This is a genomic window from Paracoccus pantotrophus (assembly GCF_008824185.1).
Classification (GTDB): domain Bacteria; phylum Pseudomonadota; class Alphaproteobacteria; order Rhodobacterales; family Rhodobacteraceae; genus Paracoccus; species Paracoccus pantotrophus.
Genome location: NZ_CP044426.1, coordinates 1409050 through 1433022, shown reverse-complemented (window position 1 = coordinate 1433022; position 23973 = coordinate 1409050). Strand labels below are relative to the sequence as shown.

Below are 23973 nucleotides of genomic sequence, written 5' to 3'. Positions count from 1 at the left end.
GCGGGCCTTGTTGCGGGCCGGCCGGGGCGGCGGGCGGCCGGCCCGGCCTGCTGCCTGCCGCCGGCCTTGGCGGCGGCTCTTGCGGCCGCGCCTGCGGCTGCGTCCCCGCCGCCGCGGCGTCGCCCGGCCCCTGGCCCCGCGATTGGGCCTGTGCCTGTGGCTGGGCCTGGGCCTGGATATGCGCCTGGATCCGTGCCTGGGCGCCCAGGCCCTGCTGGCCCTGGAAGGGGCGGGGGGCCGGGCCGGGCCGGGGCCGGGCGCCTGGGGCGGGCTGGGAGGCGGGCTGGATTGCAGGCTGGGATGCGGCCGGGGTTGCGGCCGGGGTTGTGGATTGCGATGCGGGTGCGGCCGGCCGGGGCGCGGCGGCCTCGACCGGCCGCGGGGCGGCGCCCGGCGCCCGGCTGGCCGGCTCGGCCGGCTGGCCGGCCTGGTCGCCGGCCGGTATGGAGGGGGTGGTCACGGGCAGCTGCGCTTTCGCTGGTTTACCTTTCGGCCGCAGTTGTTACATATTGCCGCCCGTCCAGGCCAGTGTTTGCGTTCACATGTCCGATACCGCCCCAGAAATCCGCCGCCCCCAGGGCCAGGCCGGCGCAGCCCGCCCGCCGCGGGTCCGCCGGCCGCAGCACCCGTCGCGCAACGGGCCGCGCTTTCGCATGCCGCGCACCGTGGTGGCGCTGATGCTGCGCGAGATGGCCACCAGCTATGGCCGCTCGGCCGGCGGCTATGTCTGGGCGGTGCTCGAGCCGGTGCTGGGCGTGGCGCTTCTGTCGGTGCTGTTCAGCATGGCGCTGCGCAGCCCCGGCCTCGGCTCGAACTTCCCGCTGTTCTATGCCACCGGCTACCTGCCCTTTGCCATGTTCACCGACCTGGCCAACAAGACTGCCGCCTCGATCCGCTTCTCGCGGCCCTTGCTGGCCTATCCCAGCGTGACCTTCCTCGATGCGCTGCTGGCGCGGGTGGTGCTGAACGCGCTGACCCATGTCGCGGTGATCGCCATCGTGATCGGCGGCATCTTCCTGGCCTATCAGCTGCCGGGGCCGGTGGACATGCCCTCGGTCTTCGAGGCGCTGCTGCTGGTGGCGCTGCTGGGCACCGGGGTGGGGGTGCTGAACTGCTACCTGATGAACGCCTTCCCGGTCTGGGAGCGGGTCTGGCACATCCTGACCCGGCCGCTGTTCCTGATCTCGGGGGTGATCTTCCTTTACGACATGATGCCGGTCCAGGCGCAGAACCTGCTGTGGTACAACCCGCTGATCCATTGCACCGGGCTGATGCGGCGCGGCTTCTATCCCACCTACGAGGCCGGCTATCTCAGCCAGGCCTATGTCGTCGCCCTCGCCCTCGCCCTCATGCTGGCGGGCCTCGCCCTGCTCGAGAGAAACCACCGCAAGCTCCTCGAAAGGTGAAGCCCCAAGCGGACGGGGCGGCCGGAACAGAAGGCCAGGACAGCAGGACGGATCCCCGGCATGCCAAGGCAAACGGGAAGGGGGCTCGTCCCTATGTCAGGCCTCACAACCAATAGATGACGGTCGCGGCGAGGGCGCAGGCCGAGAGAAACAGGATGGGGCGGCGATCGTAGCGGGCTGCGCTGCGCCGCCAGTCCTTCAGTCTGGCGAACATGTTCTCAATCCTGCGGCGTTGGCGGTAGAGGTCGGCGTTGTGCGGGATTGGTATCTTGCGACCGGTGCGGGAGGGGATGCAGGGTGAAATGCCCGTCTCGATCAGCGCGTTGCGGAACCCGTCGGCATCCTAGCCCCGCTCCCCGAGCAGCGCCCCGGCCCGTGGGATAGACGACAGGAGCGCCCGCGCCCCGATATAGTCGGAGGTCTGGTCTGCCGAGAGGAACATCCGGATCGGGCGGACCTTCGCCTCGGCCAAGGCTAGAGAAGCAGGTCCGAGGCGTTCAACTGCTCCAGCCCGCCCAGCTCGATCGTCAGCTCGGCCGTGCCATCGCCGTCCAGGTCGACCAGAAGCCGATGCGCGCCGGCCTGCGACCAGTCGGCGCGAAGCTGACCCGGAGCGGAAAAATTCTCGCTGCCGATAAAGGTCAGTCCCAGGCCTGCAAGGTCGATCCTGTCCTCGCCAGGCTGGAAATCCAGGATGACATCGATGCTGCCGTCCAGGTCTTCGGTGGCCGAGAACACGAACACGTCGGCGCCAAGCCCGCCGACCAGCGTGTCGGAGCCCGCCCCGCCTGCCAGCGTGTCACTGCCGTCACCGCCCTGAAGCAGGTCGTCGCCGGCCCCTCCAAGCAAGCTGTCATGACCGGTCCCGCCGATCAGGGTGTCGTTGCCCTCGCCGCCGAAAATTTCGTCATTGCCCGGGCCGCCGTCCAGCAGGTCATCGCCGAGACCGCCGGACAGGCTGTCATGGCCGGGGCCGCCGCGCAGGGTGTCATTGCCTTCGCCGCCGTAAAGCAGGTCGTGGCCGTCGTCGCCATTGAGTTCATCTGCGCCGGCATCGCCATGAAGCGTGTCATGGCCCGGACCGCCCCTTAGCACGTCGTTGCCGTCGCCGCCCCGCATCAGGTCATACCCCTCGCCGCCGAGGAGGGTGTCGTTGCCCGGACCGCCTTCCAGAAGGTCGTTGCCCGCGTCTCCTTGCAACAGGTCGTTACCGTCGCCGCCGAACAGCTGGTCATTGCCGTCATGTCCGGCCAGCGTGTCGTTTCCGTGCTCGCCGCGCAAGGTATCGGCCCCGGATCCGCCGACGAGGCTGTCATTGCCGTTGCCACCGAACAGCAGGTCATTGCCATCGCCGCCGAACAACTGGTCATCGCCGTCATGTCCGGCCAGCGTGTCGTTTCCGTGCTCGCCGCGCAAGGTATCGGCCCCGGATCCGCCGACGAGGCTGTCATTGCCGTTGCCACCGAACAGCAGGTCGTTGCCATCGCCGCCGAACAACTGGTCATCGCCGTCATGTCCGGCCAGCGTGTCGTTGCCAGGTTCACCGCGCAAGGTATCGGCCCCGGATCCGCCGACGAGGCTGTCATTGCCGTTGCCACCGAACAGCAGGTCATTGCCATCGCCGCCGAACAACTGGTCATCGCCGTCATGTCCGGCCAGCGTGTCGTTTCCGTGCTCGCCGCGCAAGGTATCGGCCCCGGATCCGCCGACGAGGCTGTCATTGCCGTTGCCACCGAACAGCAGGTCGTTGCCATCGCCGCCGAACAGTTGGTCATCGCCGTCATGTCCGGCCAGCGTGTCGTTGCCAGGTTCACCGCGCAAGGTATCGGCCCCGGATCCGCCGACGAGGCTGTCATTGCCGTTGCCACCGAACAGCAGGTCGTTGCCGTCGCCGCCGAACAGTTGGTCATCGCCAGCATGTCCGGCCAGCGTGTCATGCCCGGCGTCCCCATACAGCGTATCGGCGCCAGCCCCTCCGACCAGGCTGTCATTGCCGTTGCCGCCATAGATCAGGTCGTTGCCGTCCCGCCCCTCCAGCGTGTCGTTGCCCGGCCCGCCCTGGAGATTGTCGTCCCCCGGTCCGCCCAGAAGCAGGTCGTCGCCGGCATGGCCGAAGACGTCCGAGCCGTTGTGGCCTGCGCTCAGCGTGTCGTTGCCCGCCGTGCCCACCACCGTCGTGCGCATGTCGGGGGCCGCGTAATGCGCGATGGGGAAAAGCGAATTGTCAAAGGCGCTGGCCTGCAGCATCGTATTGTCCCGTGTCATGACCCAGATAACCGAATTTCCGTAAAATATCCTGATTCCATAGCTTTCCGGCCTGAACCCCAACTGCCCGACATTGCGGACCATGCCCAGGAAGGACAGGTCCAGACGGTCCACCCCCGGCTCGAAATCGGTGATGGTGATCTTGCCGTTGACCTCGGCCGCCACAAAGATGTCCGCGCCGGCGCCGCCGGTCATCTGCACCGGGCTGCTGCCGGCGATCAGGATGTCGTCGCCGGCGCCGCCCTCCAGCCTGCTCGTCTCGGCGCTGGCCTGCATCATGTCGTTGCCCTCGGTCCCCGACTGCCAGCCCGCGCCGACCACCCGCGTCAGGCCGATGCCGCCCGGTTCGAAAACGAATTGCGTGATGCCGCTTTCCGTGCGCGACGAGGCGAAAAGCGCGATCTTGCCGTCGATCACCAGCGCCGAAAGCGCCGAGACATCGGCCAGCGCCCGGTCGTTGGTGTCGACCAGCGTGGCCAGGTGCAGCAGCCGCCCCTCGGGCAGCACGGTGAAGACGCTCAGCCCGTCGTCGCCGCCGCCCACGAAGACGAAGGCGCGGCCGTCCAGGGTCGCGGTCGCAAGCGCGGTGGCGCCGGCAAAGCGGGTGTTGCGTTCGTCGATGACGTGATCGGCCGGTAGAAGCGCGCCCTCGTAGGTCAGGCGCATGGTGGTCAGGGACGAGCTTTGCGCCGCCGCGACCACCAGATAGGTTACGCCGCCCACCGCGACCGTGGCCAGGTGGCTGGGCTGGTCCATGCCAAGGCCGTGCCAGGACCACAGCATATGCGCCGTGCCGACCGAGCCGTCGGCATGGATCATTTGCACCGCGACATAGTTGCCGGTGGCCGAGGCCGAGATGATGAAGCTGCGGTCGGCCAGCGTGGCCACCAGCATGTCGTCGATCTCGGTCCCCTGCACGCCCGAGCCGAGCGGCAGCGCCGCCCGGGTGACATGGGCGATGGCGCCGTCCGCGGCCAGCCGCCAGATGTCGAAGGCCGTCTGCCCGTCGCGGGCCGAATAGAGGAAATCCCCCTGCGGCGTCTGGAACTGGCCTAGCCGGATCACGTCGGCGGGCAGCCCTGCCGGCCCGGCCAGCGACGCGCCGTCGCGAAACCCGCCCTGGCCGTCCAGCAGGATGCCGGCACCCAGCGCATCGCGCAGCCCGGTGCCGAACAGCACCGGCCCGCCCTTCAGCGTGACGATGCTGGCATCCGGGGTGCCGCCATAGCCCAGCGCGGCGGCATGGGGCTGGGCGCCGATCATCTCGATCGGCTGGTTGGCCGAGGTGACGCGATAGGCCGCGATGCCGCCGCCGAGATGGGTGATGCTGTAAAGCGCATGCCCCTCCGGGCCGGAAAAGGTCCGCAGATTCGTGATATTGGTCACGAAGGGTGCTTGGGGGCCGATATAGGTGGCAACGTGGCGGTATCGCATTGCGGGCTTCGTTCGTGGCGGTCGGGCGTGGCGGTCGGGATCGTGCCCCGACAGGGTGCCAAACCGGCACACGAAGTCACGCGTAATTCCCCGTGCATTTTAATTGCCGCGGACATAGGCTGCGCCGGCGGCGCGCCGCTTGCGCGCCTTTGGGAGTTGCTCCATACGCATTCTGCGCAAGGCAAATCTGGTAGAGACAGATGCAGATCCAAAAGACCTCGCTTCCGGGCGTGCTGGTCCTTGTTCCGCGGCGGTTCGGCGATGATCGCGGGTTCTTTTGCGAAAGCTGGAGCCGAAAGACCCTGCATCGGGCGGGGCTGGACCTGCCGGAATTCGTGCAGGACAACCATTCGCTATCGGCGGCGGCGGGCACCTTGCGGGGGCTGCATTTCCAGGCCCCGCCCCATGCCCAGGGCAAGCTGGTGCGCTGCGGGCGCGGCCGGCTTTTCGACGTGGCGGTCGATATCCGCAGGGGCAGCCCGAGTTATGGCCAATGGACCGGCTGCGAGCTGTCCTTTGAAAACGGCCGCCAGCTGTGGATTCCGCCGGGCTTCCTGCACGGTTTCGTCACGCGCGAGCCTGACACGGAAATCCTGTATAAATGTACGGATTATTATGCGCCCGATTGCGACGGATCGGTGGTCTGGGACAGTATCGGCATCGACTGGGGCGTCGCCGGCCCGCCGATCCTGTCGGCCAAGGATGCGGCCGCACCGACATTGAACGAGTTCGACAGCCCTTTCACCTATGAGGGGCCTTTTGAGTACGAGGCGAGATTATGAAGATTCTGGTGACCGGCGGCGCGGGATTCATCGGTTCGGCGGTGGTGCGGCTGGCGGTGGCGCGGGGACATTCGGTGGTGAACCTCGATTCGCTGACCTATGCCGCCAATCTGGAGAACGTGGCCTCGGCGGCCGGCAGCCCGCTCTACGCCTTCGAACGGGCCGACATCCGCGACCGCGCCGCGCTGGACCGCATCCTGGCCGCGCACCGGCCCGATGCGATCATGCATCTGGCCGCGGAAAGCCATGTGGACCGCTCGATCGACGGGCCGGGCGCCTTCATCGAGACCAACGTGACCGGCACCTACAACCTGCTTGAGGCGGCGCGGGCCTGGTGGACCGCGCAGGGCCGGCCCGAGGGGTTTCGTTTCCACCACATCTCGACCGACGAGGTTTTCGGCTCGCTGGGCGAGACCGGCCAGTTCACCGAAGACACGCCCTACGACCCGCGCAGCCCCTATTCGGCCTCGAAAGCCGCCTCGGACCACCTGGTCCGCGCCTGGCACGAGACCTATGGCCTGCCGGTGGTGCTGACCAATTGCTCGAACAATTACGGGCCGTTCCATTTCCCGGAAAAGCTGGTGCCGGTGGTGATCCTGAACGCGCTGCACGGCCGGCCGATCCCGGTCTATGGCGACGGCGGCAATGTCCGCGACTGGCTTTATGTCGAAGACCACGCCGCTGCGCTGCTGCTGGTGCTGGAAAAGGGCCGCATCGGCCGCAGCTACAATATCGGCGGCGAGAACGAGGCCAGGAATATCGACTTGGTGCGCAGCATCTGCGGCCATATGGACCGGCTGCGCCCGGATGCCGCGCCGCATGACCGGCTCATTACCTTCGTCGCTGACCGGCCGGGCCACGACCGGCGCTATGCCATCGACCCGACCCGCATCCGCAGCGAGTTGGGCTGGCGCCCCTCGGTCACGGTCGAGGAGGGGCTGAGGCGCACCGTCGAATGGTATCTGCAAAACGAGGAGTGGTGGCGGCCGCTGCTGACCCGGCAGGGGGTCGGGGAAAGGCTCGGCACGGCATGAAGGACCTTCTGGTCTTCGGCCGCACCGGACAGGTCGCGACCGAGCTGGCGCGGCTGGCGCCCGGGGCGCGATTCCTCGGCCGCGACCAGGCCGATCTGACCGATCCAGCCGCCTGCGCCGCGGCGATCCGGGCATCCGACTGTGCGGCGGTGCTGAACGCCGCGGCCTATACCGCCGTGGACCGCGCCGAATCCGAGCCCGACCTGGCCCGCGCCATCAATGCCGAGGCCCCCGCTGCCATGGCCCGGGCCGCGACGGAGATCGGCGTGCCTTTCCTGCATATTTCGACCGATTACGTCTTCGACGGCTCGGGCGAGCGACCTTGGGTGGAAACCGACCCGACCGGCCCGCTGGGCGTCTATGGCGCGACCAAGCTGGCCGGAGAGCGGGGCATCGCCGCCGCCGGCGGGCAATGGGCGGTCATGCGCACCTCCTGGGTGTTCTCGGCCCATGGCGCGAATTTCGTCAGGACCATGCTGCGGCTGGGCGCCGAGCGCGAGGAACTGCGCGTCGTCGCCGACCAGCAGGGCGGCCCGACCCCGGCGGCCGATATCGCCGCAGCCTGCCTGGCCATGCTGGGCGCGATGCGCGGTGACGCCTCGCGCGGGGGGATCTATCACTTCGCGGGCAGCCCCGACACCAGCTGGGCCGGCTTTGCGCGCGAGATCATGGCGCAGGCCGGACTTTCCTGCCGCGTCACCGAGATTTCCACGGCGGATTATCCCACCCCCGCCCGGCGCCCGGCCAATTCGTGCCTGAACTGCGCCGCCATTCAGCGGGATTTCGGCATCAGTCGCCCCGACTGGCGCGCCGGTCTCGCCAAGGTCTTGCAGGAGCTGAAACCATGACCCAATCCGAAAATTCCGCCAGCCGCCGCAAGGGCATCATCCTGGCCGGCGGCTCGGGCACGCGGCTTTATCCGATCACCATGGGCCTGTCCAAGCAGCTGCTGCCGATCTATGACAAGCCGATGATCTATTACCCGATCACCGTGCTGATGCTGTCGGGCATCCGCGAGATCGCCATCATCACCACCCCCGAGGACCAGGACCAGTTCCGCCGCCTGTTGGGCGACGGCAGCCAATGGGGGCTCGGCTTTCACTACCTGGTGCAGCCCTCGCCCGACGGGCTGGCGCAGGCCTATCTGCTGGCCGAGGATTTCCTGGCGGGCGCGCCCTCGGCCATGGTGCTGGGCGACAACATCTTCTTCGGCCACGGCCTGCCCCTGCTGCTGGAGGCCGCAGACCGGCGCGACACGGGCGGCACGGTCTTCGGCTACCAGGTGTCCGACCCCGAACGCTATGGCGTCGTCGACTTCGATCAGGCGGGCCGGGTGCGGGCCATTGTCGAGAAACCGGCCGAGCCGCCGTCGAATTTCGCCGTCACCGGGCTTTACTTCCTGGACGGCACGGCGCCGCGGCGCGCGGCCGAGGTCCGCCCCTCGGACCGGGGTGAGCTGGAGATCACCACGCTTCTGGAGAGCTATCTGCACGAGGGCCAGCTGAGCGTCGAGAAGATGGGCCGCGGCTTCGCCTGGCTGGATACCGGCACCCATGCCAGCCTGCTGGATGCGGGGAATTTCGTGCGCACGCTGGAAAACCGCCAGGGCCTGCAGACCGGCTGCCCCGAGGAGATCGCCTTCCAGGCCGGCTGGATTTCCGCTGACGAACTGCGGGCCAGGGCGGGGCAATGCGCCAAGAATGCCTATGGCCGCTATCTGCTGCGCCTGCTGGGCGAGGGGGAATAGCTGGCCCGGCAACCGTCCGAATGCATTGCGGACCCGTCCGGGCCCGGCCTGGCCGGACGGCCCGCATTCCGCGACGTCCGGATCTTGGCGCGGCTTGCCGCGAATCGGGTGCCTGCCGTCCAGGCGGGCGGGCACGGCCGCTTTATCCCCGCCGCGTCTCTTGCTAAGAAGCCCCGGCTTCGCGCCCGTTCCGCCAGCCAATCCGTGAGCCCGCCTTGAACCAGCCTGATCCTCCCCCTCCGGTCATTGCGGCGGTCGTCGTTACCTTCAACCGGCTGGCGCATCTGGAAAAGACGCTGGCCCGCCTGCTGGCCGAGCCGCTCGACCATGTCGTGGTGGTCGAGAACGGCTCGACTGATGGCACGCGGGAATGGCTGGCCGGGCAGGGCGATCCGCGGCTGGTCGTCATCGAGATGCCGGAAAACGGCGGCGGCGCGCTGGGGTTCGAGGTGGGCATGCGCGAGACCGGCCGCAGGCTCGACCCCGACTGGCTGGTCCTGATGGACGACGATGCCCGGCCCGCGACCGGCGCCATCGCCCGGTTCCGGCAAGGCCTGGCCGAGGGTCGCTGGCCCGGCGCCGAGGCGCTGGCGGCGGCGGTGCGCTTTCCCGGCGGCCGGATCTGCGAGATGAACCGGCCCTGGGTCAACCCCTTCGGCGACCTGCCGGTCTTCCTGCGCGTGCTGGCGGGGGCGGCCGGGCGGCCTTTCACATTCCCGACAGCGATTACGATGCGCCGGTGCCGCGGCCCCTGGACGGCACCTCCTTCGTCGGCTTCTTCGTGTCGCGCGCCGGGGTGGCCCGTGCCGGCTATCCCGATGGCCGGCTGTTCATCTATGGCGACGACGTGCTCTATTCCCTGGGACTGACCCAGGCCGGCGGCCGGCTGCTTTTCGCCCCGGACCTGGAGTTCGAGCATGATTGCGCGACCCAGACCGCGGGGGCGACGCCCCGGCCGCTCTGGAAGGTGTATTACCTGCATCGCAACGCCTGGTTCGTCTATCGCCGGGTCGCAGGCCGGCTGTTCTTTCCGCCGCTGATGGCGCTGATGCTGCTGAAATGGCTGCGCAAGGGCCGGTTGCTGCCCGCCGCCGAGCGGCGCATCTGCCGCCGGCTGATCCGGCTGGCGGTGCGGGACGCCTTTCGCGGCGAACTGGGCCGCAGCCATGCCCAGATCATGGCCCTGGCCGATGGCGTCGGCACGACTGCCCCCTGGGCCGAGGGCACCGCGAGCGGCTCGCCGGCCGCCGGCGACGACCGCTGAGCCGCCCGGCGATCCGAAGCCGCTCACCGGCCCCCTTTTTGGCGGAATCCCGTGCGGTTGCGGGGCGCCACGCCTGCCTTGGAAGGCCGGAAAATGCGTTGCCCCGGCCACGGTGGAATGCATCGGCCAAGAGCAGGGCCGTGCCAGCGGGTGCGAAAACAGGCTGCCGACCGGGCGTCCACTTGAAGCGGTTCGGCCATGGCTGCCGGCCCGGATCGCCGAGCCTTACTGGATCTGCTGGCCGATATCCTCGATCAGGATGCGCCTGACATTCGGCCCCGCGGCCTTTTGCCCCGCCGCAAGCAGGGCGGCGCGCAGGCGTTGCAGGGCGGGTTCGGCGGTGAAATTGCCGTTGAAGCCGCCGGTATTCGCCTCGATCATCAGCGCGTTCAGCAAGGCGTCCCGCAGCCGATGCTCCTGCGCCTCGATCTCTGCGCGGGCCGAGGCGGGCATCTCGACGCTCAGCGACAGGATCATGATCGCCGATGGCGTGCCGTTGCGCAGGATCGGCACGAAAAACTGGTTGGGAAACGCGAACCAGTCGAGGCTGGCCTCGGCAGCGCCGCCGCCGTCGCCGCTGCCCTCGCCGCCATGGCCCTGCGCGGGATCGGCGGATTCGGACACCTGATGGCCCGGCTCGGCCGCCGTGGCGGCGTCGCCCTGGACGGAGGCAGCCGGCTTCGCGCCGCCCAGCATGTCGCCGCCGACCGCGCCGCCCAGAAAGGCCAGCAGGGGGATCAGGATAAGCAGGATCTTTTTCACCGGGCCCCCCTCCGTCTTCAGTAAGGCAAGAGGATGTCGGCCAGCTGCTGGCCATAGCGTGGCTGCTGGACATCGCTGATCTGGCCGCGGCCGCCATAGGAAATGCGCGCGCCCGCGATGCGGTCATAGGCGATCTCGTTGCGCCGCCCGATATCCGAGGGGCGGACGAAGCCGCTGACGGTCAGTTCGCGCAGCTCGTAGTTCACCCGCACCTCCTGCGTGCCCTGGATGCGCAGGACGCCGTTGGGCAGCCGGTCCACCACCGTCGCCGCGACGCGCAGGGTCAGCTTGTCGCGGCGCGAGATATTGCCGCTGCCCTTGTAGCTGGAGGATGCCTTGGCCTCGGCCAGTTCCTCCATGCTGGCGCCTTCCGGCAGGATGCGGTCGATGCGCTGCGGCAGGCCTGCCAGCGAGGGGATGCCGACCTTGTCGGCCGAACTGCGGCTGCGCCCCGAACTGTTCTGGATTTCGGCGCTGTCGTCGATCTCGATCACCACGGTCAGGATGTCGCCGCGCGTCGAGGCGCGCCGGTCCGCGACCAGCGAATTCTGCGACATGCTCCAGAGCGAGGCCGTGCTGTCCGCCCGATAGGGCAGCTCCTGTACGCCATGGCCCGACGAGGTCATCGCCTGGTATTCGACGCTGCTTTCGGGGGCGGTCATGTTGGGCACCTGCCCGATCTGCGAGACCCGGCCGCAGGCCGAAAGCGACAGGGCAAGGGACAGGGCGCCAAGCAGCAGCGCGGGGCGGGGAGACATGGGCTGGAGCATGGGCTGCCTTTCAGTTCTGCCGGACGATGACCGTCCCGTCCGGGGCCACCCGGCCCGAGACGGTCACGCGCGAGGCGTTGTTCATGACGCGGATGACCTGCCCGGCGCTGCCGGCCGAAAGCGCGCGGCCCTCGGCCTCGATCCGCAGGGCGGCCTTTTCATAGGCGATGGTGACGATCTGGTTGCGCCCGACCAGGGTCGGCGCAGTCAGGGTCGAGGGGTCGATGCGGCGGCCCTGGTAGACCATGACGCGCAACTGCTGGCCCAGGACCGCGGCGATCTCCTCGATACCGCCGGGTTGGTCGGGGACCAGCGAGACGTCGCCGGCCGCGATCACCGTGCCGGCCGGCAGCGTGCGGTTGGCCACCACCGACCCGGCAAGCGTCCCTTGCGGCAGCAGCATCAGCAAAAGCACGAGCCCCCGCATCAGCGCACCTGCACCGTGGTGCCAAGCATCTGGTCCGCGGCGGTGATCACCTTGGAGTTCAGCTCGTAGCCGCGCTGCGCCTTGATCAGCTCGGCGATCTCGCGCACCGGATCGACCGCGCTTTCCTCGAGGAAGCCGGCGCGGATCGTGCCCAGCCCCTCTTGTCCCGGCGTGGCGACCTGGGGCGCGCCCGAGGCCGCGGTTTCCAGGAACAGGTTCGAGCCGATCGCCTCGAGCCCTTTGGCATTGACGAAATTGGCCAGGGTGATCTGGCCCAGGTTCTCGGGCTCGACCCGGTCGTCGAAATAGGCGAAGACCTGGCCGTCGGCATTGATCGCGATGCTGCGGGCCTCCTCGGGGATGGTGATGTCGGGCACCAGCGGATAGCCCTCGGAGGTGACGACCTGCCCTTCGGCCGAGCGTTTCAGGCTGCCGTCGCGGGTATAGGCCGAGATGCCCGAGGGCATCGTGACCTCCAGATAGCCGTTGCCGTCGATGGCGATGTCCAGATCGCCGTTGGTCTGGACCGGGGTGCCCTGCGCCAGCATGACCGTCACGCTGGCCGGGCGCACGCCCAGGCCAAGCTGCACGCCCGCCGGGACCATGGCGCCGGTGGCGGCGGTCAGCGTGCCGGGCCGGGTGGCCTGCTGGTATTGCAGGTCGGCGAACTCCGCCCGCCGCGGGTTGTAGCCCGTCGTGGACATGTTCGCGAGGTTGTTCGAGATGACATCGACGCGCATCTGCTGCGCGCTCATGCCCGATGCCGCGATCTGAAGTGCTCTCATGCTTTGTCCTTTCACCGGGTCAGCGAGGTGATGGTCTGGCGGATGCGCTGGTCTTCCTGGTCGAGGAAGCTCTGGCCCAGCTGATAGGCGCGCTGGACCTCGATCATGCGGGCGATTTCCAGCACCGGATCGACGTTGGAATCCTCCAGAAAGCCCTGGCGCAGCACCGCCTGGTCCAGCGGCTCGACCGCGCCGCCGGGATCGAAGAGCGTGCCGGCGATATGACGCAGCCGTGCCGGGTCGGGGCTGGCGAAGACGCCGATCCGGCCGATCGGGCTGCCGTCGGCCGAGATGGTGCCGTCGGTGCCGATCCCGACGCTGCCCACCCCGGCCGGGATCACGATCGGGGCCTCGCCGTCGTCGAGCAGCGGATAGCCGTCGGGATTGACCAGCTCGCCCTCGGCATTGGTCATGAAGGCACCGGCGCGGGTCAGGCGGTTGCCCTGCGGGGTCTGGACCATCAGGAATCCCTCGCCGTCGATGGCCATGTCGAAGCGGCCGTTGGTCTGGGTCATGCCGCCGGGGGCAAGATCCACCAATCGGCCGCGGCCATTGGCCATGGCCAGGGTTTCGCCACGCCCGTCCAGCGCCACCATGTATTCCGAAAACACCACGCCCTCGCGCCGGAAGCCGGCGGTATTGGCGTTGGCGATGTTGTTGGCGACGGTGTGCATCTCTCGCATCAGGCCGGATTGCCGGGTCAATGCGGCATAGATCGCGTTCTCCATGGCCTATGACCCCGCGATCTGCGGCAGGATCCGGTCGGTGAAGAAGCTGGTCAGCGTCGCGGTCATGAAGCTCATACTGACCCAGAACACCACCAGCATCAGGCCGATCTTGGGCACGAAGGTCAGCGTCATCTCCTGCACCGAGGTCAGCGCCTGAAAGAGGCCGATGACCACGCCGGTCACCAGCGCCACGATCAGCAGCGGCGCCGACATGCGCACCGCGATCCACAGCGCCTGCCGGGTCAGGTCGAAGATCTGGTTCTCGTCCATGACTACCCCTCAGACCGGCATGCGCAGGATTTCCTGATAGGCCTCGACCACCTTGTCGCGGATCGCCACCACGGTCTCGAGCGCGATCTCGGCCTGGGCGATGCTGTGGACCAGGTCATGCGTCTCGGTCTTGCCGGTCATGGCGCCGGTGGCGGCCAGGTCGACCCGTTCCATCACGCGGGCAAAATCCGTCGCGGCGTTGGTCACACCCTGCGGCAGGCCCGCGGCCGGGGCGACGGCATGGCGGGCGCGGTCATAGGCGGTTGCGGCGGAGGTGGCGGCGATTGTCGGTGAAGAAATCATGGCATTGCCCCTTAGCGGCGGATCAGATCCAGCAGCGAACTGCCCATCTGGCGGGATTGTTCAAAGACGCGCAGATTGGCCTCGTAGCTGCGGCTTGCCTCTTTCGCGTCGGCGATCTCGACGATCAGGTCCACGTTGGAGCCCGCGTAATAGCCTCCGTCGTCGGCCATCGGATGCGCGGGGTCGTAGACGCGCGGCAATTCGCGCCGGTCCAGCCGGGTCGGCCCCGCGGCGACCGCGCCGGTCGGGCGGCCGAAATCGACCTGTTCCTGGAACGCCACCAGCTTGCGGCGATAGCCGGGTGTGTCGGCATTGGCGATGTTTTCCGAAATATGGCGCAGGCGCACGGCCTGGGATTTCATCCCCGACACGGCCAGTTCGGTCGCGGAAAGCGGCTGGGTCATGATCGCCCCCTCAGCCGCGGCGGCCAAGGCTGGTGCGGACCAGCGCAAGCGAGGACTTGGTCACCGCCAGCGACAGGTCGAACTGGCGCTTGGCGGCGGCGCTGCGAAACATCTCGTCTTCGAGCGAGACGGAGTTGCCGTTGGGCGCGGGCTCGCCACCGGCATCGGCGATGCGCGCGGAGCCCGCCCCCCAGCCGGCCCCCGCCAGATGCCCCGGCCGCGAGACGCGCATGCCCGTGGTCCTCTGGCTGCGATAGGTTTCGGCAAAGCCGGCAAGATCGCGTGACCGGAAGCCGGGGGTGTCGGCATTGGCGACGTTCCGGGCGATCAGTTTTTGCCGTTCGGCGGCATGGGCCGTCAGCGAACTGGCCATCCGCAGGGTGTCGATACGGTCAAACATCGAGGCTTCTCCTCAGGTTCCGATAAACCCGGTCTTAACCTCGACTGGTTTAGAAACCCTTTCGAGGCAGGGGCGCCCGCCGAAAAAAGCGAGGACGAAATGGATAAAATGCAATCTATCGCGACGCGGATACGGCGGGTCCGCCTGACCCGGCATTTCGGCCAGGTCAGCGCGATCCAGGCCGGGGTGATCCTGGCGGGCGGGCTGAACAGCCATGCGTCCCTGGGTGATCGCGTCGTCTTTTTAATGCGTTCCGGCGAAAACCTCGGCGGCGAGATCATTGCGCTGCATGCCGACCAGGCGGCGATCCTGCCCGAGGGGCCGATGGACGGGTTGTCGATCGGCACGCGGGTCGAGCTGGTTTTTGCGCCGATGCTGGCGCCGGCGAATGGCTGGATCGGGCGAATCATCGACCCTTTCGGCAGGCCCCTCGACGGCCGTCCTCTGGTCGCCGGCGGCGAGGAACGCGGCTTTCGGCCCGCCCCGCCGCCGGCCGCCCTGCGCAACCGGCTGGGCGGGCGGCTGGATACCGGGCTTGCGGTCTTCGACACGCTGCTGCCCCTGGTGCGCGGCCAGCGGATGGGGCTGTTCGCCGGCTCGGGCGTCGGCAAGTCGACGCTGCTTTCGGCGCTGGCCCAGGGGGTCTCGGCCGATGTCGTGGTGATCGCGCTGGTGGGCGAGCGCGGGCGCGAACTGCGCGAATTCGTCGAGGAGACGCTGGGTGAGGCAGGGATGGCCCGCGCCGTCGTGGTGGTGGCGACCTCGGATCAGTCGCCGCTGATGCGGCGGCGTTGCGCCTGGGCGGCGATGACGGTGGCCGAGCATTTCCGCGACCAGGGCCGGCATGTGCTGTTCCTGGCCGATTCGATCACCCGCTTTGCCGAGGCCCATCGGGAAATCGCCTTGGCGGCGGGGGAAAGCCCCAGCTATCGCGGCTTTCCGCCCTCGACCTCGCATCTGATCATGTTGCTGGCCGAGCGTTCCGGGCCGGGCCCCGAGGGGTCGGGCGACATCACCGCGATCTTCAGCGTGCTGGTCGCCGGCTCGGACATGGAGGAACCGGTGGCCGACATCCTGCGCGGCGTGCTGGACGGCCATGTCGTGCTGGACCGCGCCATCGCCGAGCGCGGGCGGTTCCCGGCGGTGGACGTGCTGCGCTCGGTCTCGCGTTCCCTGCCGCAGGCGGCCAGTGCGGCCGAGAACGCGCTGATCGCGCGGGCGCGGGCGACGCTGGGCACCTATGCCGAATCCGAGCTGATGATCCGCGCCGGGCTTTATGCGCCGGGCTCGGACCCCCGGCTGGACGAGGCGGTGCGGCTTTACCCGGCCCTGGACGCCTTCTTCACCCGGCAAGGCGCCGATGCGGGGCAAAGCTTTGCGCTCTTGGCCGAGGCTCTGGGCGTTCCGGCGCCGAAACCGGGCTGAAGGCGAAAGAAGCCTATGAATCCGGCGGGGCTATGACATGATTGATGAATGTTAACCGGAGTCCCGAGATCATTGCACCGCCCGCGGCGCGTTGACAATCTTCGGCGGTCGAGCCGAGGAGCGTCATGGCCATCACCGAATATTTCGTCCGATATTTGCAAAGACGAGACCTGCTTTCCGAATCCGATATTGCCTGCCTGCGCGCCATTCCGACCCAGCATGTCTGCTTTCGTCCCGGCGAGGTGATCGTGCCACGCGGGCGGATGGCCAGGCGCAGCTGCATGATGCTGCGCGGCATGTCGGCCCGCCAGCATGAGCTGGTCGGGCGTCCGGGCGAGCGGGTGATCACCGCCCTGCATGTTCCGGGGGATTTCGTGGACCTGCACGCCTTCGTGCTGGCGGGGCTGGAACATGACGTGATCTCGGTCGGTGAATCCGAGGTCGAGTTCGTCGATCATGCCGAGCTGCGGCAGATCACCCAGAACTTCCCGCATCTGACCCGGCTCTTGTGGATGTCCACCGCGATCGACGCGGCGATTCACCGGCAATGGCTGGTCGCGGCCGCTTCGCTGCGCTCCAGCGCGCATCTGGCCCATCTTCTATGCGAGCTTTACACGCGGCTGGCCAGTGTGGGCGCGGCGCAGGACCACCGCTTCACCCTGCCGCTGCTGCAAAGGGAACTGGCCGACATCCTGGGCTATACGCCGATCCATGTGAACCGCGCCGTGCGCGACCTGCGCGCCGACGGGCTGATCCGCTGGATCGGCACCGAGGTCGAGATCCTCGACTGGCAGAGGCTGGCGCGGTTGGCGCGGTTCGATCCCGAATATCTGGAACTGGGCCGGGCCCGGCGCTAGATCCTGCCCATATCAAATCCAAGCATAGCCTGCGTTTTTGAGGTGGTTGGCGCATTCCTTTGCGGAGAAGCTGTCAGGTCATGTGCCGAGGCGTTTCCAGGCGGCTTCGACGGTGCGTTCGGCGGCGGAGCGCATGAGGGGCTTGGGCGCGGCGAACATGAGGGGGCGAACGCCATGCGTTCGAGTGAGCCCCCGATCGTGTTCGATGGAGCTCAGATCCGGGCTGTATGGCGGGAGGAACAGCAGATGCGCGCCTGCCGCCCGCATGGCCTTTCGCACCGCGCCGCCCTTGTGGCTGCCGAGATCGTCCATGACCACCACGTCGCCCGGACGCAGGGTCGGGAAGAAGCACCGGCTCGACACAGGCGCGGAACAGATCCCCATTGATCGGGCCATCGATGACGCAGGGCGCGTCGATCCGCTCCACCCGCGGCGCCCCCACGAAGGTCATCCTGCGCCAGTGCCCCTGTGGCGCACGGCCCGGCAGGCGGGTGCCCCTCGGCCCCCGGCCGCGCCGCGGGGCCATGTTTGTCTGCGCCCGGGTTTCCTCGATGAACACGAGCCGGCGCGGGTCGATCCTGTGCTGGTGCCGCCGCCAGCGGGCGCGGCGGCGGGCGATGTCGGGCCGTCCGGTCTCGGCGGCAAGGACGGCCTTTTTTTGAACGACACCCCCTCGGCATGGACGAAACGCCACAACGCGCCATAGCTGACCCTGACCCCGCGCGCGGCCAGCCCGGCCCGGAGCCGGCGCAGGGGCAGCGAGGGGTGTTCCGCAAGCCGGGCCAGCGCGTCGTCCCGTCCCGGCGCCATCACATCGCGCCGCTTACCGCCCATCGGACTGGCCTCGCAACTGCCTGTCGCGCGCCATCTCCGGGACCATTTCACAACGCTCGGCACGCTGAGGCCGAACATAGACGCAACCGCGCGCACCGTCTCTCCCTCAGCAACGCGCGCAACAACGCGTGTCCGAAGATCGCTGGACAAAGGTCTCGCCATGCATGCCGGCCTCCTTTCCCAGCAGCCATGTCGAAGCAGACCACCCCCGATCTGGGAACGCCCGATCCAGCCTGAAACGATCAGGCTTTAGGCGCTATTGGCACAGCCGAAAGCCGCCGCGCCGGGCCTTGATGTCCAGGTGCAGGTGGTCGTCATGCGCGGCATTGGCCCCGGGCCCGAGGACGGTGGTGAAATGCAGGCAGGCGGTGCCGCGCGCCGCGCGCTGGAAGGCCTCCTGCAAGTCGCCGTTGTCCTGGCGCGGGCCGACCTCGATGCGGGAGCCGTCGTCGAAGCGGAAGGCGGCGATGTCGAAAGCGTTGCCGAAGGCATGTTCCGACAGGCTCTCGCCCGCGGTCCCGACGGTCGGCCGGCATTGATAGGTCGAGCCCGGCTCCAGCGCCACCAGCCGCGGTTGGCCCGGCAGCAGCGCCGCGGCGGGGCGGACGAAATCGCGCAGCCAATGCGCCAGGTGCCGCGCCAGGTCGCAGCGCATGGGCGCGCCGCCCGGAATCTCGATCCCCGGCAGGGGCTGGCGCAGCAGGACCGGGCGGTCGATGCCGCAATCGCGCTGATCGGGGTCGAGGATCGGCGGCGCCTCGCTGTAATCGGCGCCCAGCAGCGTCAGTTCCAGCAGGCAGGCGGAATGATCGAAATCGCTTTCGCGCAGGGTCGCACGAATCGGCGGGCCGGTCGGGGCAGGGGCTGCGGGTGCGGCCTCTGCTGCGGCGTTCTCCGGGGTCTCGGGCTCCGGGACGGGCTCGGCAGCCGGCTCGGGCGCTACCTCTGCCTCTGCCTCCGCCTCGGGTTCCGGCCGGGGCGCGGGGCGGTCGGCGGCGGGATGGTCGGGACGCGGGGCAGGCGCATCCTGCCCCGATGCCGGGCCGGCCAACAGCGCGGCCATCGCCACCAGCATCGGCGCCAGCCCGCGCATCCTCAGGGCTGTCCGGCCTGGGGATACAGCGTCACGCTGCCCGGTGCCTGTCCGGGCAGGCTTTCCGGCAGCACCGCGTCCGAGGGGTATTCTGGCTCGTCCTGTGCGGGCAGGGTGGGGGCCGTCTCGGGGACCAGCGGCTCGTCCGGGGCCGGGCCGGCGGGGGTGATGACCAGCGGTTCGGGTGTGACCACGGTGGCGGCGGTTGCAGCGGCGGCCTCGGCCGCGGTCGCGGCGGCGGGGATGGCCATCGCCGCGGATGCGGCCGGCGGCAGCCGGTCGCCGCGGGCCAGCGGGCGGGTTCCGGCGATGGCCGCGACCGCCGCGGTCTGCGTCGCCGCCGCCACGGGCGAGATGCCGGTCACGTCGGCGATCCGTACGCCGGGGGGCAGGAACTCGACCGTCGTCACCTTGGGCTTGACCATATGCGCCAGTTCCCATGCGTCCCAGTTGGTCAGCCGCACGCAGCCATGCGACTGGTTCAGGAACAGCTGCGAGGGCGTGGCGGTTCCGTGGATGCCATAGGTCGGCTCGGACAGGTCGATCCAGACATTGCCGACCGGTCCGTTCGGTCCCGGCGGGATGATCAGCACCCGGTCGTTCTCGCCCTGCTTGAAGTTGCGATGCGGGTTGTAGGTATAGGTCGGGTTCAGCGCCACCGCGTCCACGACATGATTGCCATGGGGCGAGGGGGTGTCGGACGAACCGACCGTGGCCGGGTAATCCGCGACCATGTTGCCCTTGGCGTCATAGGCGGCGACGCGGCGGGTTTCCTTGTCCACGATGATGCGGGTGACGGTGGCGCGGATCGGCTTGGCGGGCACGGTGGCATGGATCGTCTCGCCGGGCTGGAAGCGGGCGCCGGGGTTCAGCTTGGCCAGGAACTTTTCGTCCATGTGGAACCGTTCGGCCAGCTTTTCCAGCACGCTGGTATAGCCCTGCGAAGTCATCGCGGCCTTTTCGGCATAGTCCGGGGGGATGCGGTCTACCAGGCCGGCCGCGTCCTCCTCGGTGATGGTATAGGTCGTGGTCAGCGGCGCGGCGGCATAGCCCTGAAGCAGTTCCCAGACCGCGTGATCCATGCGCCCGGTCATCGGCAGGCCCGAGCGGCGCTGGAAGGCCATGATGGCGCTTTCGCTCATGCCGCCGCGCCAGCCGTCCACCACGCCGGGCGAGATGCCGGCGCGGTCCAGCAGGATCTGCACCTTGGCAGTCAGCGCGGATTGGCCCGCGGGCAGGTCGGTGCCGCCATAGACGGCCGCCTCGATCTCGGCCGGGGTGATCGAGGTCAGGGCGCGGGGCTTGGGGGGGCTACGACCGGCGCGGCGGCGCCGGAGGCGGGCGCCACGGCCGCGGTTTGCGCCCAGCCGGCGGAAAGCGGCAGCACCAGGGCCGCCGCGGCCAGGGAGAGATGCGAAAAAAGGCCCGCGCGGGGTCGGGTCGGGAACATGCTCGGAACCGTTCTGTTTGCCTGTGGTCTTCTGGTTTTGTCGGGCACATTTGGCCAAATGTGCCGCCCAAGGCAAGCAAGAGCCGGTCAACTCGGGTTGAACGCGTCCTTCAGATCGTGGCGGCGAAGCGGTGATGCTGCGGGAAATAGCGCCGCGTCAGCGAAACCGGCATGTTGTTCAGCCAGTCGATCCGTTCGGCCAGCAGGACCGGGTCGCCCGGCGCCAGTCCCAGCGCCTCGGCGATGAAGCCCGAACCGGCCAGCGTCGCCCCGATCGCCATGCTGGCGCGGTTGATCGGCACATGGCCCAGCAGCCATTCGCAGGGGCTCATCTGCACCAGCGCCTCGCGCGTCAGGCCGGGGGTGGCATAGTTGTTGATCCAGCGTTCCTCGCAGCAATAGGGCGCCTCGTCGGCGCTGAACCGGGCCCGGACCCGCAAGAGGCTGTCATCGGTGCGCAGCAGCATGGCCTGCGCGACATCCGCCGGGGGCGCGCATTCCTGATAGTCCAGCAACGCATAGCCATAGGCCTTGCCCGCCGCCTCGATCTCGCGCTTCAGCAGGAAGCGCACCATCTGCACGCGCGGATGCTGCGCGACGCGGGTTCCGACCTTGCGCCGGCGTTCCAGGACGCCGCTTTGCGCCAAGGTCTGCAGGGCGCGGTTCACGGTGGCGCGGGCGCAGCCGAACTCGGTCGCCAGTTCGGCTTCGGTCGGAATCAACTCGCCCTCGGGCCATTGGCCGTCGTGGATGCGGGTCAGAACCTCTTCCTGGACGGCCTGCCAGGTCATGTTGCGGCGCTTCCGGTCTTGTGCTTCGGCCGAAAGCGCCTGTGCCAGGTGGCGGGGAAGTTCAATCATCTCTGGAATATGTCTTTGTGTCGAGGTGGCGGCAGAACTCGATATGTCTGGAACAAGCGGTTTCGCGGCGTCGAGGCTGCAACAAGGCCGAAATCCATGTCTCGCCCGGCCGGAGACTTAAGTAAACTTATTGGTTTAGTTTTTGAGTGCAAATTCCCGTGAGGGTCAAGGGCAATCGCACGGATCGGCCGTGATCCGCCTGCCGCGGTTGACATTTTCCCGGCCGGACAGGACAAATCGGGCGATTCTCAAGAGGTGATGCCGTGTCGGAAGCTTCGATGTTCCGCGGCCAGGGCGTTTCCGCCACGGCCTGGACGGTACTGGTGGCGATCAGCCTGTGCCACATGATCAACGACATCATGCAGTCCATGCTGGCCGCGATCTATCCCTTGCTGCGCGAGGAATTCGCGCTGTCCTATTGGCAGATCGGCATGATGACCTTTGCGTTCCAGGTCACCGCCTCGCTCTTGCAGCCGGTGGTGGGCATGGTGACGGATCGCAACCCGATGCCGCGTTCGCTGGCGGTGGGCATGGGCTCGACCTTTATCGGCGTGCTGCTGCTGGCGCTCGCGCATGAATATTGGGTGCTTCTGTCGGGGGCGATGCTGATCGGCATCGGTTCGGCCGTGTTCCATCCCGAAAGCTCGCGCGTGGCCCGCATCGCCTCGGGCGGGCGATTCGGCACGGCGCAGTCGCTGTTCCAGCTGGGCGGCAATTTCGGATCGGCGCTGGGGCCGCTTCTGGCCGCCTTCATCGTGGTGCCGCTGGGCCGGCCCTCGGTCGCGATCTTCTCGATCGCCGCCATGGCGGGATCGGCGATCCTGTGGCGGATCGGCAGCTGGGCCGACGGGCGGCGCAAGGCCGCCGCCGCGCGTCCCGCCGAGGCCCTGCCATTCACCCGGCAGCGGGTGGCGCTGGCCATCGTGGTGCTGGCGCTGCTGACCTTCACCAAGAACATCTACACCGCCAGCATTTCCAGCTATTACACCTTCTTCCTGATCGAGAAATTCGGGCTCAGCACCCAGCATGCGCAGGTGATGCTGTTCCTGTTTCTGGGCGGCATGGCGGCGGGCGTCATGCTGGGCGGGCTGGTCGGCGACCGGGTCGGTCCCTTGAAGGTGATCTGGTTCTCGATCCTGGGCATCCTGCCCTTTACCCTGGTCCTGCCGCATGTCGGGCTGGTCGCGACCGGGCTTCTGACCGTGGTGATCGGGGTGATCCTGGCCTCGGCCTTTCCGGCCATCGTGGTCTTTGCGCAGGAGCTGGTACCGGGGCGGACCGGGATGATCGCCGGTATCTTCTTCGGCTTCGCCTTCGGCATGGGCGGGATTGCCGCCGCGGTGCTGGGGGTGATCGCGGATGCGAAGGGGATCGAATTCGTCTACCAGATCTGCTCCTATCTGCCGCTGATGGGTCTGCTGACCATCTTCCTGCCGCGGATGGGGCGTTTGTAGAGGCCGGGCCGGGGGCGCTGCCCCCGGACCCCCGGGATATTTGGGCAAGAAAGAAACATGACGACGACGATCAAGGCAAGGCCGATCACGGCCGAGGAATTCGCTCCCTATGGCGAGCTGCTGACCCCACGCGAGGCGCCCAGCAAGATGATCAATGCCGGGCGCTGCGAGCGCCATCACGCCCTGGCCACGGTCGAGCGCGGCGGCGGCGAGGCGATCATCTCGATCTTCCGCTCCGAGCCGGTGCGCCTGCCCTATGACTGCACCCTGCTGGAGCGGCATCCGCTGGGCTCGCAGGCCTTCGTGCCGCTGGGGCCGGATCCCTGGCTGTCGATCGTCGCCCCCGACCAGGGCGGCCGGCCGGGCGCGCCGATCGCCTTTCTGGTGCCGGCAGGCATGGGCGTGAACCTGCGGGCCGGGGTCTGGCACGGCGTGCTGACGCCGCTGGACCGGCCGGCCGATTTCCTGGTCGTGGATCGCGAGGGCGAGGGCGTGAACCTGGAAGAAGTCGAGATCGCCCCCGTCACCGTCGAGGCATGAGCCTGCCCGACTATTCCCTGGAGGATGCCGCGCTGCGTGGTGGGGCGCAGTTGGTTGCCGGCGTGGACGAGGTCGGGCGCGGGCCGCTGGCCGGTCCGGTCACGGCGGCAGCGGTGATCCTGGATGCCGCCTGCATCCCCGAGGGGCTGAACGATTCCAAGAAGCTGACCGCCAAGCGCCGCGAGGCGCTGGCCGAGCTGATCATGGCGCGCTGCGACTGGGCCGTCGGCCATGCCAGCGTCGAGGAGATCGACCGGCTGAACATCCTGCGTGCCTCGCATCTGGCGATGTGCCGGGCCATCGCCGGGCTGCGCCGGCGGCCCTGCCTGGTGCTGGTCGACGGCAACATGCTGCCGCGCGAGCTGGACCTGCCGGGGCAGGCGGTGGTCGGCGGCGATGCGCGTTGCCTGTCCATCGCCGCGGCCTCGATCCTGGCGAAACTGTTGCGCGATCGCATCATGGTGGATTTGGCGCAACAGCATCCCGGATACGGCTGGGAGGCGAATGCCGGTTATCCGACCCCGGCGCATCGCCGGGCGCTGCTAGATCTGGGCGTGACCCCATATCATAGGCGCAGCTTTGCCCCGGTCCACAAGATATTGTGTAAAGAAGAAATCGCAAGCCGTTGATTCGAAAAAGAATTTGACGGCGAATCGGCGGTGAATCATTATCGGCCCAT

At 68.4% G+C, this 23973-nt stretch carries 25 protein-coding genes and 2 pseudogenes; 12 read left to right on the top strand and 15 right to left on the bottom strand.

The features are described 5' to 3' along the window. The first annotated feature begins 653 nt into the window (after positions 1-653). The gene (locus ESD82_RS17605; protein WP_024845634.1) at positions 654-1406 is read left to right on the top strand and encodes an ABC transporter permease; all 753 of its coding nucleotides are present in this window, start codon (positions 654-656) and stop codon (positions 1404-1406) included. Positions 1407-1509: 103 nt separating this feature from the next. Here the strand turns inward: ESD82_RS17605 and ESD82_RS22700 are convergent. Together ESD82_RS22700 and ESD82_RS22500 are read right to left on the bottom strand one after the other, a co-directional pair. After that, positions 1510-1638: pseudogene (locus tag ESD82_RS22700) on the bottom strand (IS5/IS1182 family transposase); the annotation flags it as partial. Positions 1639-1880: 242 nt separating this feature from the next. Then, positions 1881-5105 (bottom strand): calcium-binding protein, encoded by a 3225-nt coding sequence (locus tag ESD82_RS22500; protein WP_167521785.1) that lies wholly within the window; start codon positions 5103-5105, stop codon positions 1881-1883. A gap of 200 nt (positions 5106-5305) precedes the next feature. On the opposite strand from ESD82_RS22500, the gene rfbC reads away from it, so the two are divergent. From rfbC to ESD82_RS22300, 6 genes are all read left to right on the top strand, one after another. Next, positions 5306-5887, top strand: a complete 582-nt coding sequence (gene rfbC, locus ESD82_RS17590; RefSeq protein WP_024845982.1) for a dTDP-4-dehydrorhamnose 3,5-epimerase — start codon at positions 5306-5308, stop codon at positions 5885-5887. Beyond that, positions 5884-6921 carry a dTDP-glucose 4,6-dehydratase gene (rfbB, locus tag ESD82_RS17585; RefSeq protein ID WP_147427718.1) on the top strand — a complete coding sequence of 346 codons (1038 nt, stop codon included), beginning with the start codon at positions 5884-5886 and terminating at the stop codon, positions 6919-6921. Before rfbC ends, rfbB begins: the two co-directional genes overlap by 4 nt. Then, a complete protein-coding gene (rfbD, locus tag ESD82_RS17580) occupies positions 6918-7769 on the top strand; it encodes a dTDP-4-dehydrorhamnose reductase (protein WP_147427719.1) in 852 nt (283 codons plus the stop codon). The genes rfbB and rfbD overlap by 4 nt, the downstream gene beginning before the upstream one ends. Then, positions 7766-8668, top strand: coding sequence for a glucose-1-phosphate thymidylyltransferase RfbA (gene rfbA, locus ESD82_RS17575; protein WP_024845985.1), 903 nt, complete (start codon positions 7766-7768; stop codon positions 8666-8668). Before rfbD ends, rfbA begins: the two co-directional genes overlap by 4 nt. 215 nt (positions 8669-8883) lie before the next feature. Continuing rightward, on the top strand, positions 8884-9537 hold the full coding sequence (locus ESD82_RS22305) for a glycosyltransferase (protein WP_244314544.1): 654 nt from the start codon (positions 8884-8886) through the stop codon (positions 9535-9537). Further along, positions 9516-9932 (top strand): glycosyltransferase family protein, encoded by a 417-nt coding sequence (locus tag ESD82_RS22300; protein ID WP_244314543.1) that lies wholly within the window; start codon positions 9516-9518, stop codon positions 9930-9932. Before ESD82_RS22305 ends, ESD82_RS22300 begins: the two co-directional genes overlap by 22 nt. A 225-nt stretch (positions 9933-10157) precedes the next feature. Here the strand turns inward: ESD82_RS22300 and ESD82_RS17565 are convergent, their stop codons facing one another. From ESD82_RS17565 to ESD82_RS17525, 9 genes are read right to left on the bottom strand one after another with little or no spacing between them, the layout of a single operon-like run. Further along, positions 10158-10694 (bottom strand): hypothetical protein, encoded by a 537-nt coding sequence (locus ESD82_RS17565; RefSeq protein WP_024845987.1) that lies wholly within the window; start codon positions 10692-10694, stop codon positions 10158-10160. 17 nt (positions 10695-10711) lie between these two features. Further along, the gene (gene flgH / locus ESD82_RS17560; RefSeq protein ID WP_051419843.1) at positions 10712-11464 is read right to left on the bottom strand and encodes a flagellar basal body L-ring protein FlgH; all 753 of its coding nucleotides are present in this window, start codon (positions 11462-11464) and stop codon (positions 10712-10714) included. 10 nt (positions 11465-11474) lie between these two features. Beyond that, positions 11475-11891 (bottom strand): flagellar basal body P-ring formation chaperone FlgA, encoded by a 417-nt coding sequence (gene flgA / locus ESD82_RS17555; protein WP_147427720.1) that lies wholly within the window; start codon positions 11889-11891, stop codon positions 11475-11477. Continuing rightward, positions 11891-12676: a flagellar basal-body rod protein FlgG gene (flgG, locus tag ESD82_RS17550; RefSeq protein ID WP_147427721.1), complete on the bottom strand. Its 786-nt coding sequence runs from the start codon at positions 12674-12676 to the stop codon at positions 11891-11893. Before flgG ends, flgA begins: the two co-directional genes overlap by 1 nt. 11 nt (positions 12677-12687) lie before the next feature. After that, the gene (locus ESD82_RS17545) at positions 12688-13404 is read right to left on the bottom strand and encodes a flagellar hook-basal body complex protein (RefSeq protein ID WP_028710903.1); all 717 of its coding nucleotides are present in this window, start codon (positions 13402-13404) and stop codon (positions 12688-12690) included. 3 nt (positions 13405-13407) lie between these two features. After that, positions 13408-13674 carry a flagellar biosynthetic protein FliQ gene (locus ESD82_RS17540; RefSeq protein ID WP_024845992.1) on the bottom strand — a complete coding sequence of 89 codons (267 nt, stop codon included), beginning with the start codon at positions 13672-13674 and terminating at the stop codon, positions 13408-13410. A 9-nt stretch (positions 13675-13683) separates the two neighbouring features. Then, the gene (locus tag ESD82_RS17535; protein ID WP_028710902.1) at positions 13684-13977 is read right to left on the bottom strand and encodes a flagellar hook-basal body complex protein FliE; all 294 of its coding nucleotides are present in this window, start codon (positions 13975-13977) and stop codon (positions 13684-13686) included. Between the two features lie 11 nt (positions 13978-13988). After that, the gene (gene flgC, locus ESD82_RS17530; RefSeq protein WP_024845994.1) at positions 13989-14381 is read right to left on the bottom strand and encodes a flagellar basal body rod protein FlgC; all 393 of its coding nucleotides are present in this window, start codon (positions 14379-14381) and stop codon (positions 13989-13991) included. 10 nt (positions 14382-14391) lie between these two features. Beyond that, positions 14392-14781, bottom strand: a complete 390-nt coding sequence (locus tag ESD82_RS17525) for a FlgB family protein (RefSeq protein WP_024845995.1) — start codon at positions 14779-14781, stop codon at positions 14392-14394. Between the two features lie 108 nt (positions 14782-14889). Between ESD82_RS17525 and ESD82_RS17520 the strand changes: the two genes are divergently transcribed. Next, positions 14890-16206: a FliI/YscN family ATPase gene (locus ESD82_RS17520; protein WP_147427722.1), complete on the top strand. Its 1317-nt coding sequence runs from the start codon at positions 14890-14892 to the stop codon at positions 16204-16206. Positions 16207-16331: 125 nt separating this feature from the next. Then, the gene (locus ESD82_RS17515) at positions 16332-17063 is read left to right on the top strand and encodes a Crp/Fnr family transcriptional regulator (RefSeq protein WP_024845997.1); all 732 of its coding nucleotides are present in this window, start codon (positions 16332-16334) and stop codon (positions 17061-17063) included. Positions 17064-17144: 81 nt separating this feature from the next. Here ESD82_RS17515 and ESD82_RS17510 read toward each other — a convergent pair. From ESD82_RS17510 to ESD82_RS17495, 4 genes and pseudogenes are all read right to left on the bottom strand, one after another. After that, positions 17145-18059 (bottom strand): annotated as a pseudogene (locus tag ESD82_RS17510) (IS630 family transposase); the annotation flags it as partial. A 94-nt stretch (positions 18060-18153) separates the two neighbouring features. After that, positions 18154-18990, bottom strand: coding sequence for an extensin family protein (locus ESD82_RS17505; RefSeq protein WP_147427723.1), 837 nt, complete (start codon positions 18988-18990; stop codon positions 18154-18156). Between the two features lie 2 nt (positions 18991-18992). Continuing rightward, complete coding sequence (locus ESD82_RS17500; RefSeq protein WP_244314542.1) at positions 18993-20195, bottom strand: L,D-transpeptidase family protein; 1203 nt, start codon at positions 20193-20195, stop codon at positions 18993-18995. A gap of 355 nt (positions 20196-20550) precedes the next feature. Then, positions 20551-21300, bottom strand: a complete 750-nt coding sequence (locus tag ESD82_RS17495) for a GntR family transcriptional regulator (RefSeq protein WP_147427725.1) — start codon at positions 21298-21300, stop codon at positions 20551-20553. 278 nt (positions 21301-21578) lie between these two features. On the opposite strand from ESD82_RS17495, the gene ESD82_RS17490 reads away from it, so the two are divergent. The 3 genes from ESD82_RS17490 to ESD82_RS17480 are packed head-to-tail and all read left to right on the top strand — an operon-like array spanning position 21579 to position 23923. Next, entirely contained in the window at positions 21579-22754 is a 1176-nt protein-coding gene (locus ESD82_RS17490) for an MFS transporter (RefSeq protein ID WP_028710823.1), read from the top strand. A gap of 57 nt (positions 22755-22811) precedes the next feature. Further along, the gene (locus ESD82_RS17485) at positions 22812-23294 is read left to right on the top strand and encodes an ureidoglycolate lyase (RefSeq protein ID WP_147427726.1); all 483 of its coding nucleotides are present in this window, start codon (positions 22812-22814) and stop codon (positions 23292-23294) included. After that, a complete protein-coding gene (locus ESD82_RS17480; protein ID WP_024845726.1) occupies positions 23291-23923 on the top strand; it encodes a ribonuclease HII in 633 nt (210 codons plus the stop codon). Before ESD82_RS17485 ends, ESD82_RS17480 begins: the two co-directional genes overlap by 4 nt. The last annotated feature ends 50 nt before the right edge of the window (positions 23924-23973 follow it).